The organism is Streptomyces sp. CA-106110, from assembly GCF_050936285.1.
In the GTDB taxonomy this organism is placed as follows: Bacteria; Actinomycetota; Actinomycetes; order Streptomycetales; family Streptomycetaceae; genus Streptomyces.
In genome coordinates, this window is the sequence record NZ_JBNJNB010000001.1 from 6,576,182 (window position 1) to 6,593,497 (window position 17,316).

The 17,316-nt window shown below is 71.2% G+C and carries 16 protein-coding genes; 9 read left to right on the forward strand and 7 right to left on the reverse strand.

Translation table 11 applies throughout. The annotated features are described in order from the left end of the window. Nucleotides 1–26 precede the first annotated feature (26 nt). The 5 genes from ACQEXA_RS30275 to ACQEXA_RS30295 are packed head-to-tail and all read left to right on the forward strand — an operon-like array spanning nucleotide 27 to nucleotide 4,504. On the forward strand, nucleotides 27–566 hold the full coding sequence (locus ACQEXA_RS30275) for an RNA polymerase sigma factor (RefSeq protein WP_432929621.1): 540 nt from the start codon (nucleotides 27–29) through the stop codon (nucleotides 564–566). Beyond that, nucleotides 563–1,438, forward strand: a complete 876-nt coding sequence (locus ACQEXA_RS30280) for a zf-HC2 domain-containing protein (protein WP_432929619.1) — start codon at nucleotides 563–565, stop codon at nucleotides 1,436–1,438. The genes ACQEXA_RS30275 and ACQEXA_RS30280 overlap by 4 nt, the downstream gene beginning before the upstream one ends. After that, nucleotides 1,435–2,304, forward strand: coding sequence for an ABC transporter ATP-binding protein (locus ACQEXA_RS30285; RefSeq protein WP_432929617.1), 870 nt, complete (start codon nucleotides 1,435–1,437; stop codon nucleotides 2,302–2,304). The genes ACQEXA_RS30280 and ACQEXA_RS30285 overlap by 4 nt, the downstream gene beginning before the upstream one ends. Continuing rightward, nucleotides 2,301–3,851 (forward strand): ABC transporter permease, encoded by a 1,551-nt coding sequence (locus tag ACQEXA_RS30290; protein ID WP_432929615.1) that lies wholly within the window; start codon nucleotides 2,301–2,303, stop codon nucleotides 3,849–3,851. Before ACQEXA_RS30285 ends, ACQEXA_RS30290 begins: the two co-directional genes overlap by 4 nt. Nucleotides 3,852–3,889: 38 nt before the next feature. Next, nucleotides 3,890–4,504 (forward strand): ABC transporter, encoded by a 615-nt coding sequence (locus tag ACQEXA_RS30295; RefSeq protein ID WP_432929613.1) that lies wholly within the window; start codon nucleotides 3,890–3,892, stop codon nucleotides 4,502–4,504. 34 nt (nucleotides 4,505–4,538) lie between these two features. On the opposite strand, the gene mshD is transcribed toward ACQEXA_RS30295, so the two are convergent. Continuing rightward, nucleotides 4,539–5,477, reverse strand: coding sequence for a mycothiol synthase (gene mshD, locus ACQEXA_RS30300; protein WP_359403512.1), 939 nt, complete (start codon nucleotides 5,475–5,477; stop codon nucleotides 4,539–4,541). A gap of 199 nt (nucleotides 5,478–5,676) precedes the next feature. Between mshD and ACQEXA_RS30305 the strand changes: the two genes are divergently transcribed. Further along, nucleotides 5,677–7,473: a bifunctional metallophosphatase/5'-nucleotidase gene (locus ACQEXA_RS30305; protein ID WP_432929611.1), complete on the forward strand. Its 1,797-nt coding sequence runs from the start codon at nucleotides 5,677–5,679 to the stop codon at nucleotides 7,471–7,473. Between the two features lie 232 nt (nucleotides 7,474–7,705). Here the strand turns inward: ACQEXA_RS30305 and ACQEXA_RS30310 are convergent, their stop codons facing one another. The 4 genes from ACQEXA_RS30310 to ACQEXA_RS30325 form a co-directional block, all read right to left on the reverse strand. Continuing rightward, the gene (locus ACQEXA_RS30310) at nucleotides 7,706–9,163 is read right to left on the reverse strand and encodes a sensor histidine kinase (RefSeq protein WP_432929609.1); all 1,458 of its coding nucleotides are present in this window, start codon (nucleotides 9,161–9,163) and stop codon (nucleotides 7,706–7,708) included. Next, the gene (locus ACQEXA_RS30315; RefSeq protein WP_432929607.1) at nucleotides 9,160–9,891 is read right to left on the reverse strand and encodes a response regulator transcription factor; all 732 of its coding nucleotides are present in this window, start codon (nucleotides 9,889–9,891) and stop codon (nucleotides 9,160–9,162) included. The genes ACQEXA_RS30310 and ACQEXA_RS30315 overlap by 4 nt, the downstream gene beginning before the upstream one ends. 120 nt (nucleotides 9,892–10,011) lie before the next feature. Continuing rightward, nucleotides 10,012–10,257, reverse strand: coding sequence for a hypothetical protein (locus ACQEXA_RS30320; protein WP_432929605.1), 246 nt, complete (start codon nucleotides 10,255–10,257; stop codon nucleotides 10,012–10,014). Between the two features lie 38 nt (nucleotides 10,258–10,295). Then, entirely contained in the window at nucleotides 10,296–11,432 is a 1,137-nt protein-coding gene (locus tag ACQEXA_RS30325; RefSeq protein WP_433131646.1) for a S1C family serine protease, read from the reverse strand. Between the two features lie 409 nt (nucleotides 11,433–11,841). Here ACQEXA_RS30325 and ACQEXA_RS30330 point away from each other — a divergent pair, with 409 nt between their 5' ends. Next, complete coding sequence (locus tag ACQEXA_RS30330) at nucleotides 11,842–13,638, forward strand: trypsin-like serine protease (protein WP_433131648.1); 1,797 nt, start codon at nucleotides 11,842–11,844, stop codon at nucleotides 13,636–13,638. Nucleotides 13,639–14,026: 388 nt separating this feature from the next. On the opposite strand, the gene ACQEXA_RS30335 is transcribed toward ACQEXA_RS30330, so the two are convergent. Both ACQEXA_RS30335 and ACQEXA_RS30340 read right to left on the reverse strand, forming a co-directional pair. Further along, a complete protein-coding gene (locus ACQEXA_RS30335) occupies nucleotides 14,027–15,052 on the reverse strand; it encodes a LacI family DNA-binding transcriptional regulator (protein ID WP_359403491.1) in 1,026 nt (341 codons plus the stop codon). 49 nt (nucleotides 15,053–15,101) lie between these two features. After that, a complete protein-coding gene (locus ACQEXA_RS30340; RefSeq protein WP_433131651.1) occupies nucleotides 15,102–15,881 on the reverse strand; it encodes a winged helix-turn-helix transcriptional regulator in 780 nt (259 codons plus the stop codon). A 285-nt stretch (nucleotides 15,882–16,166) separates the two neighbouring features. Between ACQEXA_RS30340 and ACQEXA_RS30345 the strand changes: the two genes are divergently transcribed. Continuing rightward, on the forward strand, nucleotides 16,167–17,021 hold the full coding sequence (locus tag ACQEXA_RS30345) for an alpha/beta hydrolase (protein ID WP_432929595.1): 855 nt from the start codon (nucleotides 16,167–16,169) through the stop codon (nucleotides 17,019–17,021). A 37-nt stretch (nucleotides 17,022–17,058) separates the two neighbouring features. After that, nucleotides 17,059–17,313: a MoaD/ThiS family protein gene (locus ACQEXA_RS30350; protein WP_359403602.1), complete on the forward strand. Its 255-nt coding sequence runs from the start codon at nucleotides 17,059–17,061 to the stop codon at nucleotides 17,311–17,313. Nucleotides 17,314–17,316 lie beyond the last annotated feature (3 nt).

Consider the following 17,316-nt stretch of genomic DNA (forward strand, 5'->3'; position numbering starts at 1 on the left):
CGCGAGGGCTCGTCCGATGAAGGGGCGTGAGGGAAACGAGAAGTGACGGGGAGCTGCTGCGTGCCGCGGCAGACGGTGACCGCCACGCTTTCGAGGAGCTGTACCGGCGGTACGCGCCGTGGCTCACGGCACGGCTGCGCGGCCGGTGCGCCGATCCGGGGGTCGTCGACGACGTCGTGCAGGAGACGTTCCTGGCGGTCTGGCGCGGTACCGCGCGCTACCACGAGGACGGCGACGTGGCCGGCTGGATCTGGCGCATCGGCGCCCGGCGGCTGGTGGACGCGCTGCGCGGTGACGGCGCGCGCGGCCGTCTGCGCCAGACCCTGGCCAGGCTGCGGCACCGCCACGAGGCCTCGGCGGAGGAGCGCGTCCTGGCCGGAGTGGAGCACGGGGGCCTGGCGGGCGCCCTGACCAGGCTCTCGCCCGAGCTGAGGGCCGTCCTCCAGGCGACGGTGATCGACGGGCTCAGCACCAGGGAGGCGGCCGTCCTGCTCGGCATTCCCCCGGGCACGGTCAAGACGAGGGCGCTGCGTGCGCGCAGGCGGTTGCGGGAGGAGCTGGCATGAGGGACGAGAAGCACGGCGCCACCGGATGGCATGCGGACGCCGACGATCTTCGCGCCTATGTACGCGGCGAACTCGAGGCGCCGCGGCTGTGGTCGGTCGACACACACCTGGTCACGTGCGCGTCCTGCCGCGGGGCGCTTGCCGAGGTCGGCGACCCGCTCGCCCTGGACCGGGGCTGGGAGCGGCTGGACGCCGAGCTCGACGCTCCCCGGCCGGGACTTTTCGAAGGACTGCTCACGAGGGTGGGGGTCGCCGATCACACAGCGCGACTGCTCGCCGCGACACCGGTGCTGCGCGCCTCCTGGCTGGGAGCGGTCCTGCTGGTCCTGGTGATGACGGTGGCCAGCGTGTACGCAGCGGATTCGCCCGCCTACTTCCTGGCACTGGCCCCGCTGCTCCCGCTGGCGGGTGTCGCGCTGTCCTACGGCCCGGCCCTCGACAGGACGTACGAGCTCACTCTCGTCGCCCCGCTGCACGGCTTCCGCCTGCTCATGATCCGCACGGTCGCGGTGCTCGTCGCGAGCCTGGCGCTGAACGGGCTGGCGACGCTGGCCCTCCCCGGATACGGGCTCCGGGCCCTCGCCTGGCTGCTTCCCGCCCTGGCGCTGACCGCCACCGGGCTCGCGCTGACCGCCCGCTTGGGCCCGGTCCTCGCTCCCGCCCTGGTCAGCGGCGGCTGGGTCGCCCTGCTGGTGGTCGCCAAGGTGACCGCCGACGGCACGCCGGCCCCGTTCACCGGCGCGGGCCAGGGCGTGGCGGCGGCGGTCGCCGTCGTCGCGGCCGCCGTGCTGCACCGTCTGCGCGACAGGTTCGACGCCTCCCCGGCGCCCTCCCTGCTGTTCACCGACTTCGTCAACAGGAGCACCTCATGACCACCGTTCCCACCGTCTCGGCCTCCGGCCTGACCCTGCGCTACGGCGGCACGGCCGCTCTGGACGATGTCTCTCTGCGTCTGAGTGAGGGGGTCACCGGTCTTCTCGGGCCCAACGGCGCGGGCAAGACGACCCTGCTGCGGGTGCTCGCCACCGCCGTGCCCGCCGACAGGGGCGCCTTCACCGTCCTCGGGCACGATCCGAACACGGCCGCCGGACGCCAGGAGGTACGGCGCCGGCTCGGCTATCTGCCGCAGAACCCGGGCTTCCACCCAGAGTTCACGGCCTTCGCGTTCGTCGACTACGTGGCCATCCTCAAGGAGCTGACCGACCGCGCCGCCCGTCACCTCGAGGTGCGGCGTGTGCTCGAAGCCGTCGACCTCTCCGATGTGCGCGGCAAGCGCATCAAGCGGCTGTCCGGCGGTATGCGCCAGCGCGTCGTCCTCGCCGCGGCCCTCGTCGGGGACCCGGGTCTGCTGCTCCTCGATGAACCGACCGTCGGTCTCGACCCCGAACAGCGCATGCGGTTCCGGGAGTTGATCGCGGACGCGGGCGAGGGCCGCACGGTCCTGCTGTCCACCCATCAGACCGAGGACGTGGCCATGCTCTGCAACCGTGTGATCGTCATGGCCCGGGGCTGGGTCCGCTTCGAGGGCACCCCGGCCGAGCTGACCGCTCGGGCGGCGGGCCGGGTCTGGAGCAGTACGCAACGGGACCCGGGCGCCCGCGCCGGCTGGCGCACGGGCCTGGGCACCTTCCGTAACGTCGGCGACCCTCCGAAGGGCGCCGACCTCCTCGAACCGACACTGGAGGACGGGTACTTGCTCGTCCTCGACGGGGAGCCCGCGGAGGTGGCGTCCGTATGAGCACGGTCCTCGACAAGGAGGCCCCGGTGGTCCCCGCACCCACGCGGGCCGCTCGCACGTCGGCCTCCGCCGTTCTCGCGCTCGCCCGCCTCGAGGCGCGCGAACTTCTCTTGACCATCCCGGTGTTCGTGTTCTTCACGCTGTACGTCGGCTCAGCGGTCTGGAAGTTGCTCTTCTCCCGGGACGGCATGGACGACTTCCCGGTCCTCCACGACGCGGACCGTGCCACCCAGTCCGGCGCCATGCTCCTCGGTGTCGCCGTCCTCATGTGTGTGAACGTCGCTTCGCTCCGTTCCCGGCGCCATGGCACGGACCGGCTCTTCGACGTGCTGGTGATGGAGCGCTGGCAGCGCGCGGTGGCGCACATGCTGTCCGTCGTGCCGTTCGCGGCGGTCACCGCGGTGGTCGCCGCCGTCGAGTTCGGTGCCGCGGCGCTGCGGCCCGGGGCGGTCGGGCACGGATCGCCGGCCGAACTGGTGGTGGCGCCGCTTGTGGTGCTCCTGTCCGGAGTGCTCGGAGTACTCATCGCGCGGCTGTACCCCAGCACGGCCGGCGGTCCGCTGTTCGTGGTCGTGGGATTCGCCGCGCTCCTGGTCGCCTCCACCGTCACCGGAGGGGAGACCCATTGGCTGACCTGGCTGGACCCGGTCGTCTCCGACCACGGCGCCTCGCCCATCCCTTCCGAGGTCCTGGGCCGCCCGGCCGCCTGGCACGCCCTGTATCTGGCGGGCCTCACGGCACTGCTGCTGGGCGTCACGGTCCTCCTGAGCGGCGGACGCACACGCATGCTGAAGGCACTGACGGTCGTCGCGCTCGTCGCCACCGGCGCGGGGATCGCGGGACAGTCACCGAGCCACGAGCCCGCCCTGGCCGCCGCACGCGCAAAGCTGAGCCGTACGCCGGAGAAGTTCCAGTCGTGCGCGGTGTACGGCCGATCGACGTACTGCTCCTTCCCCGAGTGGACCGCCTGGCGGGACGACTGGGCGCGGGCGGCCGACCGGGTCCAGGCCCTCGCGGGCGGCGGTGCCGCAGGGGCGCGGATGACGATCCGCCAGCGGATACCGATGGTCCACGACCTGCACAGCGACTCCTCCACCGCTCCCCGGCACACACCGGGCGAGGTCACGGTGGGCACACGCTGGGGCGGCAATCGCATCCCCGAGTTCGCCGTCGGGGTCGCCTCCGTCCTCGTCGCCGGTGACGAGCAGGCGGCCTCCGGAATGTGCGACGCACGGGTGGTGACTGTCATGTGGCTGGCGCTGGCCGCGCAGGACGATCCGATGGCGGCGTTCCGCAGCGTCCGCGTGGACGACGGCCTCGGGGACGCCGCCGTGGCGCTGACGCCCACCGACCCGCTCGCCATGAGTGCCGAACAGACCCGGATCGTCCGCGAACTGCTCAAGCGTCCGCGCTACAGCGTCACGGCCAGGGTGAAGGCGCACTGGACGGAGCTGACCTCCCCGAAGACAACGGAGGCGCGGGCGGCGGAGCTGCTCGGCGTACCGGGGGCCGAGGGTGCCGGGATCGAGAAGTCATGCCAGGGGTAGCGCAGAGGTACGCAGAGATCCGTGCTCTTCTTCCGCCGGTGTGGCGCTCCCTCCCCCGGCGCGTACTCGGCGCCGCGGGCGGGCTGGGCCTCGCTCTCCCGGCCGTCACCCGGTTGGCACCCGGCGGTGCCGACGCCGGCTTGGCCCTTGCCCTCCTGAGGTCCGCCGCGGTCGCCTTCGCACTGGGGCTGGCGTTCCTGCTGGACGACCCGGCACGGCAGATCACCGCGGTGGTGCCGGTCCGGCGGACGGTGCGGACCGAACTGCGGCTGGCGCTGGTCGTACCGCAGGCCGCCCTCGGCTGGGGGGTGGCCTTGCTCCTGGTACCTGGGGAGATACGGCCTCCGGTCGCGGATGTCAGCTTGGAGGCGGCGGTCCTCGCGGCCCTGGCGCTCACCGGCGCGATGGCGGCCGTGCGGTTCACCGAGGAGCCGCAGCCGGGGCCGGGCGTGGCCGCGGCACTGCTGGCGGGCACGGTACTCGCGGTGCTGCTGCCCGAGCGGTGGGCGCTGTTCGCCGCGGTGGGCGCCCCCGGCTGGGTGGCGGCCCATCAGCGGTGGGCGGCACTCCTGGTGCTCAGTCTGCCGGTGGGCGCGGCGCTTCTGCCGGAGCCGACCGCGAGGCGCCTTGCACTGGGCCGGGCCCACCGCTGACACAACCAGGCGGCCGCTGAGGGCCGACCGCTCCTCACGTCTCCGTGCGGTACATCAGATCCGTCTCGTGGGTCGTGAAGCCGAGCCGCTCATAGACGGTGAGCGCCGCCTTGTTGTCCGCGTCGACATAGAGCATGGCGGTCGGCAGGGCCTGGGCAGCGAGGTGACGCAGGCCGATCGTGGTGAGGGCCCGGCCGAGGCCGCCGCCCTGGGCGCCAGGGCGGACGCCCAGCACGTAGACCTCGCCGAGCTGCTCCTCCGCGTGGACCTTGGTCCAGTGGAAGCCGATCAGCTCGGGGCCCCGCTCGCCCTCGCGTTCCGCCAGGAAGAAGCCCTGAGGGTCGAACCACGGCTCGGCCTTGCGGTCGTCGAGGTCGCGCTGGGTGAGAGAGCCTTGTTCGGGGTGGTGGGCGAAGGCCGCCGCATTGACGGCGAGCCAGGCCGCGTCGTCCTGGCCGGGCACGAAGGTGCGTACGGTCACGCCGTCGGGCAGCTTCGGCTCGGGCAGGTCGAGGTCGGTCAACGGGCGGCGCAGCTGCCGCAGTTCACGAAAGAGGGAGAGGCCGAGAACCTGGGCGAGGTGCCGGGCGGCCGAGTGACCGCCGTGCGCCCACACCCGCAGTCGCTTGCCGGAGGTTGCAAGGAGCGCGGCGCCCAGGGCCCGGCCGTGCCCGTGGCCGCGGTACGAGGGGTGCACGACCAGTTCGGCCGCCGGGGCCTCCACCGGGTCCGTGTCCTCCAACTGCGCATAACCGACGAGCGTGCCGTCGACCGACAGCAGCAGATGGGACACGCCTTCCCGCTCACCGCCGCGCAGCTGCAGCCGCCCCTGTTCGGACACGGCCTGCTGGCCGTCCACCCGGGCGGCCTCGGCGAGCAGCGCGAGGACGGTCTCGGCTTGTTCGGGCGAGAGCGTCGTGACGGTCTCGAGGGAGCGGGGCAGTGCCGGGCGGTCGGTGTCGTCGCTGGTCATGGGTACGAGGGTAAGGGGAGGACCGGGGAAAGGGGAGGTAAAGGCAACCTGGTTGTAACCCTGAACCCCCTGTTACGCTACGCGCGTTGACCCTAAGCTGCGCGGACCGCCGTCTTGGCACGCTCTTTACACAACGCGTGCGTCGGGGTCCGGCTGCGTGCGCCGGGCAGCACCCTGCGCACTTCACAGAGGGGGGCACATGCCGCCGATCTACCGGCACAGACGTCTTCACCGCATCCTGGGCGCCGCCGCGGGCCTGGCCACCGTCGGAGCCCTGGTGGCCGCGCTGCCGGCCGACGCCCACAGCAGCCGGCCCGGCCACGGTCACGAGTTCCCCGGCCGCTACCAGAACGTCCAGCTGCTGTCCTTCAACGACCTGCACGGCAACCTGGAGCCGCCGGCCGGTTCCTCGGGACGGGTCACCGAGCTCGAGAAGGACGGCACCACCAAGAGCATCGACGCGGGTGGTGTCGAGTACCTCGCCACACATCTGCGGCAGGCCCGCAAGGGCAACCCGTACTCGATCACCGCGGCCGCCGGTGACATGGTCGGCGCCTCGCCGCTGATCTCCGGGCTGTTCCACGACGAGCCGACCATCGACGCCCTCAACAAGCTGGACCTGGACGTCACCAGCGTCGGCAACCACGAGTTCGACGAGGGTGCCAGGGAACTGGCCCGGCTGCAGAACGGCGGCTGCCACCCGACGGACGGCTGCTACGACGACAGCGAAGAGTTCCAGGGGGCGAACTTCCCCTACCTCGCCGCGAACGTCACCGACGAGAAGACCGGCAAGCCGATCCTCAAGCCCTACTGGGTGTGGAAGAACCACGGCATCAAGGTCGGCTTCATCGGCGTGACGCTCGAGGGCACCCCGGACATCGTCACCGCGGAGGGCGTCAAGGGCCTGAAGTTCGGCGACGAGGTGGAGACGATCAACAAGTACGCCAAGGTGCTCCAGCGGCAGGGCGTCCAGTCGATCGTCGCCCTGGTGCACGAGGGCGGCGCGCCCGCGTCGGGCGCGTACAACTACGACTGCGACAGCCCGGGTGCGGGGGACGGCATCTCCGGTCCGATCGTCGACATCGCCCGGCATGTCACCCCGGCCGTGGACGCGCTGGTCACCGGCCACACCCACCAGGCGTACGTGTGCACGATCGACGACCCGGCGGGCCGCCCCCGCATGGTGACGTCGGCGTCCTCGTTCGGCCGGCTGTACACGGACACCACGCTGACGTACGACCGCTGGACCGGCGACATCGCCCGTACGGCCGTGAAGTCGGCGAACCGCGTGGTCACTCGTGACGTCGCCAAGGCGGCCGACCTGACGGACCTGATCAACAAGTGGAAGACGCTCGCGGCCCCCGTCGCCTCCCGGCCCATCGGGTACATCGCGGGCGAGATCGGCACCAGCGGCACCGAGTCCCCGCTCGGCGACCTGATCGCGGACGCGCAGCTCGCGTACGCCAAGTCCCTCGACCCCAAGGCCGCCGTCGCGCTGATGAACCCCGGCGGTATCCGCGGGCCGCTCACCTACGCGGCGAGCGGTGGTGAGGGAGACGGTGTGGTGACGTACGGGGAGGCGTACACGGTCCAGCCGTTCGCCAACACGGTGAACCTGGTCGACCTGACCGGAGCCCAGCTGATCACGGCGCTGCAGCAGCAGATCAGCGGAGCGAACGAGGCCTCGCCGAAGATCCTGCAGGTGTCCGGCGGCCTGACCTACACGCTGGACCTGACGAAGTCGGGCGCCGCGCGCGTGGTCGTGGACTCGGTGAAGCTGAACGGCACGGCGATCGACCCGGCCGCCACCTACCGCGTCGCCATGAACTCCTTCCTCGCGGGCGGCGGCGACGGCTTCGCGGAGCTCGGCAAGGGCGCGAACGTGCTGGTCGGTGGCGACGACCTGGCGGCCCTCGGCGCCTATCTGACGGCCAACTCGTCGGCCGCGGCGCCCTATCCGGTGCCGGCGGCGGACCGGATCACCCTGGTGCAGTGACCCGGGCGCACTGATCGACGCGCCTGATCGAAGGCCCGTTCCCGCCACCGGCGGGGACGGGCCTTCTGGCGGGCGGAGCCAAGCAGACCGACGGCAACTTGGTACTCGTACATGTCACTCTTCCGAGCGAGGCGACGGGCCCGCGCTGAGGCGACCTCGCGGGACCGGGGCCACGACGCGCAGCAGTCCCGCCGGGTTCCGGTCGACGCGCGACGGTGAAGGGGCGGCCGGATCAGGGAAGTTCGCTCGGTGCCGTCTCCGGCGGTGCGATCGACGCCCCCGGCAGCCGTACCGTCGCCACCGTGCCGCCGCCTTCCGCCGGCCGCAGGGACACCTCGCCGCCCGCCTGCTGGACCGTGCGGGCCACGATCGACAGGCCGAGGCCGGAGCCCGGCAGGGCGCGGGCAGAGGGGGAGCGCCAGAAGCGGTCGAAGACATGCGGCAGTTCCTCGGCCGCGATACCCGGGCCGTGGTCGCGGACCGTGAGGGCGCCGCGCAGAAGGGAGACCTCGATCGTGCCGCCCTCGGGGCTGAACTTCACCGCGTTGTCGAGGATGTTCACCACCGCCCGCTCCAGCGCGGTCGGCTCGGCCTGTACGTACCACGGCTGGAGGGTCGCCGTGATCGTCAGCTCCGGACCGCGCAGCCGGGCGCGGCGCAGCGCGGACTCCACGATGTCCTGCATCTCCACCACCTGCGCCTTGCCGGCGTGCTGGTCCTTCTCGGGACGCGAGAGTTCCTGCAGGTCCCCGATGAGTGAGGCCAGTTCCGTCATCTGTGCCTTCACCGAGGCGAGCAGCGCCTTGCGGTCCTCCGCGGGGAGCGGGCGGCCGGTCTCCTCGCTGCGGGTGAGGAGTTCGATGTTCGTCCGCAGTGACGTCAGCGGTGTGCGCAGTTCGTGGCCCGCGTCGGCGATCAGCTGTTGCTGCAGTTCGCGGGAGCTGGCGAGAGCCGAGGTCATCGAGTTGAAGGAGCGGGACAGCCGGGCGATCTCGTCCTCGCTCTCCTTGTTCACCGGGATGTGCGTGGTCAGGTCCTCGGTGCGGGCGATGTGCTCGACCGCCTCGGTGAGCTTGTCGACGGGGCGCAGGCCCGCACGGGCCACGGCCAGTCCGACGGCTCCGGCGGCCACGACGCCGAGGCCGGAGACGATGAGGAGGATCACGGCGAGGTCTTTGAGCGTCTTGTCCGTGTCCTTCAGCGGGTAGGCCCGGAGCAGGGCGTAGCCCGGGTAGAGCTGCGGGCCCGCCGGGCCGTCGCTCAGCAGGGGGGTCGTCAGCACCCGTACCGGGTTGCCCTTGCTGTCGGTGCTGTTGTGGAGGATGCCGTGGGTCGGGTTGGCGGCGATCTCCGTGTCGCTGTCCGTGACTTTCACCAGGCCGGCGGAGTTCTGGTAGACGCAGACCTGCCCGGTCGCACTGACGACCTGCGTGTAGTAGATGTTGACCTCGGGGCCGCGGTCGTCCTGCGGGGACGGGGTGGTCGTGCACTCGGCCCGGACGCTCGCCAGGCCTCCGGCCCGGACCGGTCCGCTGTTGCTCCTGAGGTTGCTGTCCACCTGCGCGTACAGCTTGCCCTGCACGATGAACCAGCAGCTCATCGACACCGCCGCCACACCGAACGCCACGGCCGCGGCCACCAGCAGGGCCAGCCGTGAGCGGAGTGGAAGTGAACGGACCCGCTTGATCACTCGGCGCCGCCCTGCCGCAGGACGTAGCCCACACCCCGGACCGTGTGCACGATGCGCGGCTCGCCGCCCGCCTCCGTCTTGCGGCGCAGGTACATCACGTACACATCGAGGGAGTTCGACGACGGCTCGAAGTCGAAGCCCCATACGGCCTTCAGGATCTGCTCACGGGTCAGCACCTGGCGCGGATGCGCCATGAACATCTCCAGGAGCGTGAACTCGGTGCGGGTCAGCTCCACCGGCCGTCCGCCGCGGGTGACCTCACGCGTGGCCAGGTCCATGCGCAGGTCGGCGAAGGTCAGTGCCTCGTCCTCCGGGGTGCCGACCGCGGCGGCGGCGTACGAGCTGCGGCGCAGCAGGGCGCGGATACGGGCGAACAGCTCGTCCAGTTCGAACGGCTTGACCAGGTAGTCGTCGGCTCCGGCATCGAGGCCGGTGACGCGGTCGCCGACCGTGTCACGGGCGGTGAGCATGAGGATGGGTGTGGTGGTGCCCGCGCCGCGCATCCTGCGCGCGGCGGTGAGGCCGTCCATGCGCGGCATCTGGATGTCCAGGACGACCAGGTCGGGCTGGTAGGCGGTCGCCCTCTGCAGCGCGTCCGCGCCGTCCACGGCGACCTCGGTGTCGTAGCCCTCGAAGGCGAGGCTGCGCTGGAGTGCTTCGCGCACCGCCGGCTCGTCGTCCACGATCAGGATGCGCTGGGGTTCACGGTCGCCTTCGGCGGGGCTCATGGGTGTGGTGTTCCTCGAGATGCGGTGGGACGGGGCTGCACACATTCAGCCTCGCACGTTTCCCGGCGGGGGACGGAAAGGACGGCTCGGGCTTTTCGCCGGGGACTCCTGGGCGGGGGGTCAGCCCAGGACCGCGGTGAGGCGGTTCAGCGGCACCTTGCGGCGGTGGACGCGTGCCGCGCTGGTGCGCAGGCCCATCAGCTGCGGCACCGCGACCTCCGGGACCCGCGGCTCGGGCGTCTTCACCACGATCCTCCGCGAGGTCCGTGCCGCGGGCGCGTGGAGTTCGTACGCCACGGCGAGGGCCAGGGAGACCCCGGCGGGGCCGACGGGAGCGGTCGCCTCGTGCAGAACCTGCTTGATCATGTCGTACTCCTTACCGATCGCCCGGCGGGACGCCCGCTTCAGCTCTGGGAGCCGGAGCGCAGTTTCGCCAGGTCGGACTTGACGGTGTTGATCGGGATGGCGAAGCCCAGGCCGACGCTGCCGGCGCTCGACGAGGTCGAGTCGGAAGCGTCCGAGTACATCGCCGAGTTGATGCCGATGATGTTGCCGTTCATGTCGATCAGGGCGCCGCCGGAGTTGCCCGGGTTCAGGGACGCGTCCGTCTGGATCGCCTTGTACGTCGTCGTGGACGAGCCTGTGTCGCCGTTGAACTGCCGGCCGCCGAACTCGAACGGCCACCGGCCGTTGCCCTGGTCCTGGTTCTCGTCGGTCGAGACCGTGACGTCGCGGTCGAGGGCGGAGACGATGCCGCTGGTGACGGTGCCGGTCAGGCCCTCGGGGGAGCCGATGGCAACAACCGTGTCGCCGACCTGGATGCCGTCGGAGTTGCCCAGCGTGGCGGTCTTCAGGCCGGAGGCGCCCTGCACCTTGATCAGCGCCAGGTCCTTGTTGCTGTCGGTGCCGACGAGCTGGGCGGGGTACGACTTGCCGTTGCTCGTCGTCACCTTGATCGAGGAGGCGCCGGAGATGACGTGGTTGTTGGTGATGATCTCGCCGTTGCCCGTGATGATCACCCCGGAGCCGGTCGACTCGCCGGCGTTCGAGGTGGCGCTGATCTCCACGATGCTCGGGCTGACCGCGGCGGCGACTCCGGCCACCGTGCCCCTCTTGCTCGAGGGCACCACGGTGGTGCTGGTGGAGCTGGAGGAGACGGTGGTCTTGCCGGTTAGCTCCTGGATGCCGTAGGCCGTGCCGCCGCCGATGGCCGCGGCGACGATCGCCACGGCGGCGACGAGGGCCAGCGGGCCTTTGGCGCGCTTGTTCGGCGTGGGCACCCCGGAACCGCCGGGGACCGCGGTGAGGAGAGCCGTGTCACCGCCGTTGCCGTCGCCGCCGTGACCCGAGGCGGCCTGCCGGCCCGGCCACACCGTGGTCCCCGGTTCGACGGTCACCGGCTGCGCCGGCTGGTACGCCGGCGGGGGCGGCCACTCGGGGTTCACGGAGGAGGAGGTGTGCTGCTGCCCGGGGTGTGCGAACTGGTGCCCGTCACCCTCGGGGTACTGGTACTCGCCGCTGCGGCGGTAGCTCTCGGTCATGTAATAGAGAGTGTCCCGGGATCATGAGAGCCACCTGAGTCGTCCCTGAGAAGCCCGACAGAACCGTGTATGCCCGATTTAAAGGCGGCTCGGAGTCGCTCCGGGTCGCTGTGAGAGCGGCTCCGACGGGCTCGGGCCCGGGAAGGGTGTCCGGGGTGCGATGGGCCCAGAGAATCGCGACACCGAAGGGCAAGGAAACATCAGGTGTCCGACGGGCGAACATTTGTCTGACGTCTGTGCGATGAGTGTGCGAGGGAACTCCCGGGGCCTACGATCATGGCGCCGGAGGGGGGCTCCGCGGTTTCGCCCGACCGTACAGCGCTGCCATGCCATGCGTGCGCTGCGTCGGGCCGGTGTGTCGTTTGCCCTTCTCGGGCCCGTTTCTACGACATCACCCCAGGAGCCCTGAGTGATACGTGCCTTGCGCGGCCGCTGGAGACAGCCCGCCACAGCGCTCTCCGGGGCCGCCCTCGCGCTGGCCCTCGCCGGCGCCGGCGCCCTGGCGGCCCAGCCGGCCGCCGCCGCGGGCGGACTCCCGAAGCCCGGAGTACTCCGGCAGCAGACCACCACCCCGAAGCCGAAGGCCTCGGACAAGGAACTGCGCGACCGACTGCTCAACGCCGCCAGGAAGCAGGCGGCCCAGAACACGCAGCAGAAGCGACAGGCCGCCTCCGGGGCACCTGCCGCCTCCACCGGGTCGAGCAAGGTGTCCCCGTTCATCATCGGCGGCACCGAGACCACCATCGCCTCCGCGCCCTGGATGGTCCAGCTCGGCTACTACGACCCCGCCACCGACGAGGGCTACTTCTGCGGCGGCACCCTGGTCGCCCCGAACAAGGTCCTCACCGCCGCACACTGCGTCGCGGGCCTGAACTGGGCGAAGAACGGCACGGTGCTGGCCGGTGCCACCGCACTCGACGACTACGCAAGCGGAACCGTCGCGGGCGTCATGCGTCAGTGGAGCCACCAGCACTACAACCCCGACACCGTCCAGAACGACATCGCCGTCCTCACCCTGGACCGCCCGCTGGAGCAGCGCTGGCTGCAGCTCGCTGCCTCGAACGACAGCACGCTGTACCGCGCGGGCACGAGTGCCACGGTGTACGGCTGGGGCCTGACCGCGGGTGGCGGTTCGGATCTGTCCGCCAACCTGCGCAAGGCCACCCTGCCGCTGGTCGCCGACTCCACCTGCAACTCCGCCATGAATTCGGTCCTCGGTGCGGACTACTTCCGCGAGGGCTCGATGATCTGTGCCGGCACCCCGGCCACGGGCACCGACGAGGGCACCAAGAGCACCTGCAACGGTGACTCCGGCGGCCCGCTGGTGGTCGGTGGCAAGATCGTCGGCATCGTCTCGTGGGGCGTCGAGGGCTGCACGGCCCAGGGCGCCTACCCGGTCTTCACCAAGGTCTCCACGTACACCGTGGGCGCCCAGCCGCGCATCGACGACGCCGACCTGTCGTACGACGGCCGCGCCGACCTGCTGGCCCGTACGCCTTCGGGCGGTCTGTTCGAGCTGGACAGCAAGGGCACCTCGCTGGGGCGGGCCGCCTACCAGAGCAAGGGCTGGCAGACCATCAGCTGGGGTCTTCAGGCCGACCTGGACCGGGACTACTACCAGGACCTGATCATCCGCGACAAGGGCGACGGGAAGCTGTACCGCAGCTACTTCGACCACGCCTCGCAGGAGTTCACCTGGATGCAGATCAGCACGGTGTGGGGCGGCTACAAGTCGTACGCCATCCCGGGCGACATGACCGGTGATGGCCGCCCCGACCTGGTCGCGGTGGACTCCGACGGCTCTGTGTACCTCTACCCGGGCAAGGGCAACGGCCAGTTCAACGCCAAGATCAAGGTCGTCAGCAAGTCCTGGAAGGGCATGAAGATCTTCGGGCGCGGCGACTTCTCCGGCGACGGAAAGGCCGACCTGCTGGTCCGCTACCCGAACGGCACCCTGTACCTGTACCGCGGTACCCAGCAGGCGCACACGCCGTGGTCGCCCAGGATCCTGGCACGCACCGGCTGGAACTTCACCCAGTACGTCACCAACGGCGACGTGACAGGTGACGGTATCGCCGACGTCATCACCCGTGACTCCAGCGGCACGCTGTGGCTGTACCGGGGCACGAACAAGGCCTCCACCGGCCTCTTCGGCGCTCGCATCAAGCTGGGCACCGGCTTCAACGGCTACAACCTGCTGTTCTGAGCGCGCTGCACGCAGCGTCTGTGACGGCCCGCCGGTTCACCGGCGGGCCGTTCCGCGTCCCGGACACCCGGCGGCGGCACCTCACTGCGGCGACCGGCCCTGAAAGGCCGGTGTTCAAGGTCCGGGCGGACAACCGACAGCCCCGCCCGGGCGATTTCCCTCCGGGCCGGGCTGGGGAAGGTGCGCGCGGAGGTGAAGGCACCGCGGAGCGGGCGGAGTCCGAGCAGTTCACGGAACCTGAGCGGTTCACGGAGCTCGCGGAGTTCGCAGAGGAGCGGTCCCTCAGCAAGGAGAGAGCAGCCGTCGCACGTGGCACGGCAGAGGGCACGGCTCGATCAACGGTGCCCGCGGCAGAGACTCTCCAGCGGGGTGGCGGCCGGGCCCGGGTTCAGCCCTCGCACCCGCAGGAACGCCGCACGACCAGCCTGGACGGGAACAGCTTCAGCCGCTCCCGCCGGGACCCGGCGACCCGCAGCCCGTCGTCCAGTACCAGGTCGACGGCGGCCCGGGCCATCCCCGAGCGGTCCGAGGCGACGGTCGTCAGCGGCGGGTCGGTGAGCGCGGCTTCCTTGACGTCGTCGAAGCCGGCCACCGCCAGCTCACCCGGCACGTCGATGCGCAGTTCGCGCGCCGCCCGCAGCACGCCGATCGCCTGGTCGTCGGTGGAGCAGAAGACGGCCGGCGGACGGTTCGGGCCGGACAGCAGTTCCAGGGCCACCCGGTAGGCGTCGTAGCGGTTGTACGGCGCCTCGAAGAGCCGGCCCTCGGTCGGGATCCCGGCCTCCTGCATCGCGCGCCGCCAGCCTTCGACGTGGTCGGAGACCGGGTCGCCGACCGCCGGGGTCTGCGCGGTGCCACCCACACAGGCGACGTACTCGTAGCCGTGCTCCAGGAGGTGGCGGACGGCGAGCTGGGCGCCGCCGAGGTCGTCGGTGACGACGGCGACGTCGTCTATCGCCTCGGGCCGCTCGTGCAGCAGCACCACCCGGGCGTCCCACGCCTCGATCTCGGCGGCGGCGTGGTCGTTGAGCGCGTGGCTGACGAGGATCAGGCCCGAGACGCGCATACCGAGGAAGGCCCGCAGATAGTGGACCTCTCGCTCGGCCACGTAGTCGGTGTTGCCGACGAGGACCATCTTCCCGCGCTCGGCGGCGGCCTGCTCGACCGCGTGCGTCATCTCGCCGAAGAAGGGCTGCCGTGCATCGGGGACGATCATGCCTATGAGGTCCGTGCGCCGCGACGCCATGGCCTGGGCCACCCGGTCGGGCCGGTACCCCAGTTCCTTGATCGCGGCGAGGACACGCTCGCGCGTGGCCGGGGCGACCGGCCGGGGTCCGTTGTTGATGACGTAGCTCACGACGGCGGTGGACGTGCCCGCCAGCCTTGCCACATCGTCCCGAGTCACCTTGGCCACGCGCGGAGTCTACGCGGATGGACCGCCCCTGGGCAGGGCGTACGAGGTTCTATGCCTCAGCCGTGACCTCGGCTGCCGACACGGCTGCCGCCTCGTCCCTGTCCTCTGGTTTCGGCTGGGCCGCCCTGGCCCTCGCGTCCTCCGCCCCGCGGTCCCCCTTCTCGGGGGTGACGAACCGGTAGCCCACGTTGCGCACGGTGCCGATCAGCGACTCGTGCTCGGGTCCGAGCTTGGCCCGCAGCCTTCGTACGTGGACGTCGACCGTGCGTGTACCGCCGAAGTAGTCGTAGCCCCAGACCTCCTGCAGCAGCTGGGCGCGGGTGAAGACGCGGCCCGGGTGCTGGGCGAGGTACTTCAGGAGCTCGAACTCCTTGAAGGTCAGATCGAGGACGCGGCCCTTGAGCTTGGCGCTGTAGGTCGCCTCGTCGACGGAGAGGTCGCCGTTGCGGATCTCCATCGGGGAGTCGTCGTTGACGAGCTGCTGGCGACCCATGGCAAGGCGCAGCCGCGCCTCCACCTCGGCGGGACCCGCGGTGTCCAACAGGACGTCGTCGGTGCCCCAGTCGGCGGTGACGGCCGCGAGGCCGCCCTCGGTGACGACGAGGATCAGGGGGCAGCCGGGGCCGGTGGACCGCAGCAGCTGGCACAGGCTGCGCACCTGGGGGAGGTCCCGGCGTCCGTCGATCAGGATGACGTCTGCGCCCGGGGTGTCGACCAGAGCAGGGCCTTCCGCCGGAGCCACTCGCACGTTGTGCAGGAGCAGGCCGAGAGCGGGAAGCACCTCCGTCGACGGCTGAAGGGCATTGGTCAGGAGCAGCAGAGAACTCATCGTGCCTCACCCGCCTTGGTCCACATACGTCCGTGCACGGTTCGCTCGCCCATAACGTCTGGTTCCTCCTCGGTCCCTGCGAGTGGGGCACCTCCCACGCCCTGAGGCCGTGGGGGAGTCTGCGGCACTGCTTCGTACGGTGGTGAATCCCGCGCCCGGGGACTCAACTATGCGTTCCACGGCCCGTACACCAGCGGTTTCCCGCTTCGTATACAGCGCTTCCGAAAGCACAAAAGGACCCGGGGGCTGCGCTGCCCGAGTCCTCTGCCCAGCAGAATAGCCCACATGAGCACTGGTCGGGCAGGTCACATGGCACCATCCACGATTGGTCCGCACTCTGAGACGGCACGTCGGGGGCCGGTACGGACGTTCCTGCGCACGGCCGACGGGGTGTCGATCGACGCCGCATACGATCCGGGCCCTTTTGCCCACGACACCGGACGTGCATCTTCCGGCCACCTCGGAGATCTCGTGATCGTCGTCGCGCACGGCTTCACCGGGGATCTGGAGCGGCCCCACGTCCGCCGGGTGTCCGGCGCCCTCGCACGTCACGGCGCGGTGGTCACCTTTTCCTTCCGGGGCCACGGGGCGTCCGGGGGAAGGTCCACGGTCGGTGACCGCGAGGTGCTCGACCTGGCGGCCGCGGTGCGATGGGCGCGCGAGCTGGGGCACACGCGGGTGGCCACCGTCGGCTTCTCGATGGGCGGGTCGGTGGTGCTGCGGCACGCGGCGCTCCATCAGGAAGGAGCGCACTCGGACGCGGTGGTGTCCGTCAGCGCTCCCGCGCGCTGGTACTACCGGGGCACCGCCCCCATGCGGCGGCTGCACTGGCTGGTGACCCGTCCCGCAGGACGCCTGGTGGGCCGCTACGGTCTGCGCACCCGTATCCAACACCGCGGCTGGGACCCGGTCCCGGTCTCGCCCGTGGAGTCCGTCCCCCTGATCGCGCCGACCCCGCTGCTGATCGTGCACGGTGACCAGGACGGCTACTTCCCCCTCGACCACCCCCGGATGCTGGCCGAGGCCGCCCCCGGACACGCGGAGCTGTGGCTGGAGCCCGGCATGGGCCACGCCGAGCACGCCAGCGACGACGAGCTGCTGGAGCGGATCGGCGCATGGGTCGTCTCCCGCGCGGGCTAGCCTGACCGTGTTCACCACGACCGAGTTGAGGAAGCAGATGGCAAAGGGCACGGTGCGCTACTGGGCCGCCGCCAAGGCCGCGGCCGGGACCGCCGAGGAGCCGTACGACGCGATCACGCTCGCGGAGGCGCTCGACACGGCCCGCGAGCGACACCCCGGCGAACTCGTCCGCGTTCTGCGGCGATGCTCCTTCCTCGTCGACGGTGATCCCGTGGGCACCCGTGAGCATGAGACGGTACGGCTGGCCGAGGGCGGCACGGTCGAGGTGCTCCCGCCGTTCGCAGGAGGATGAGCG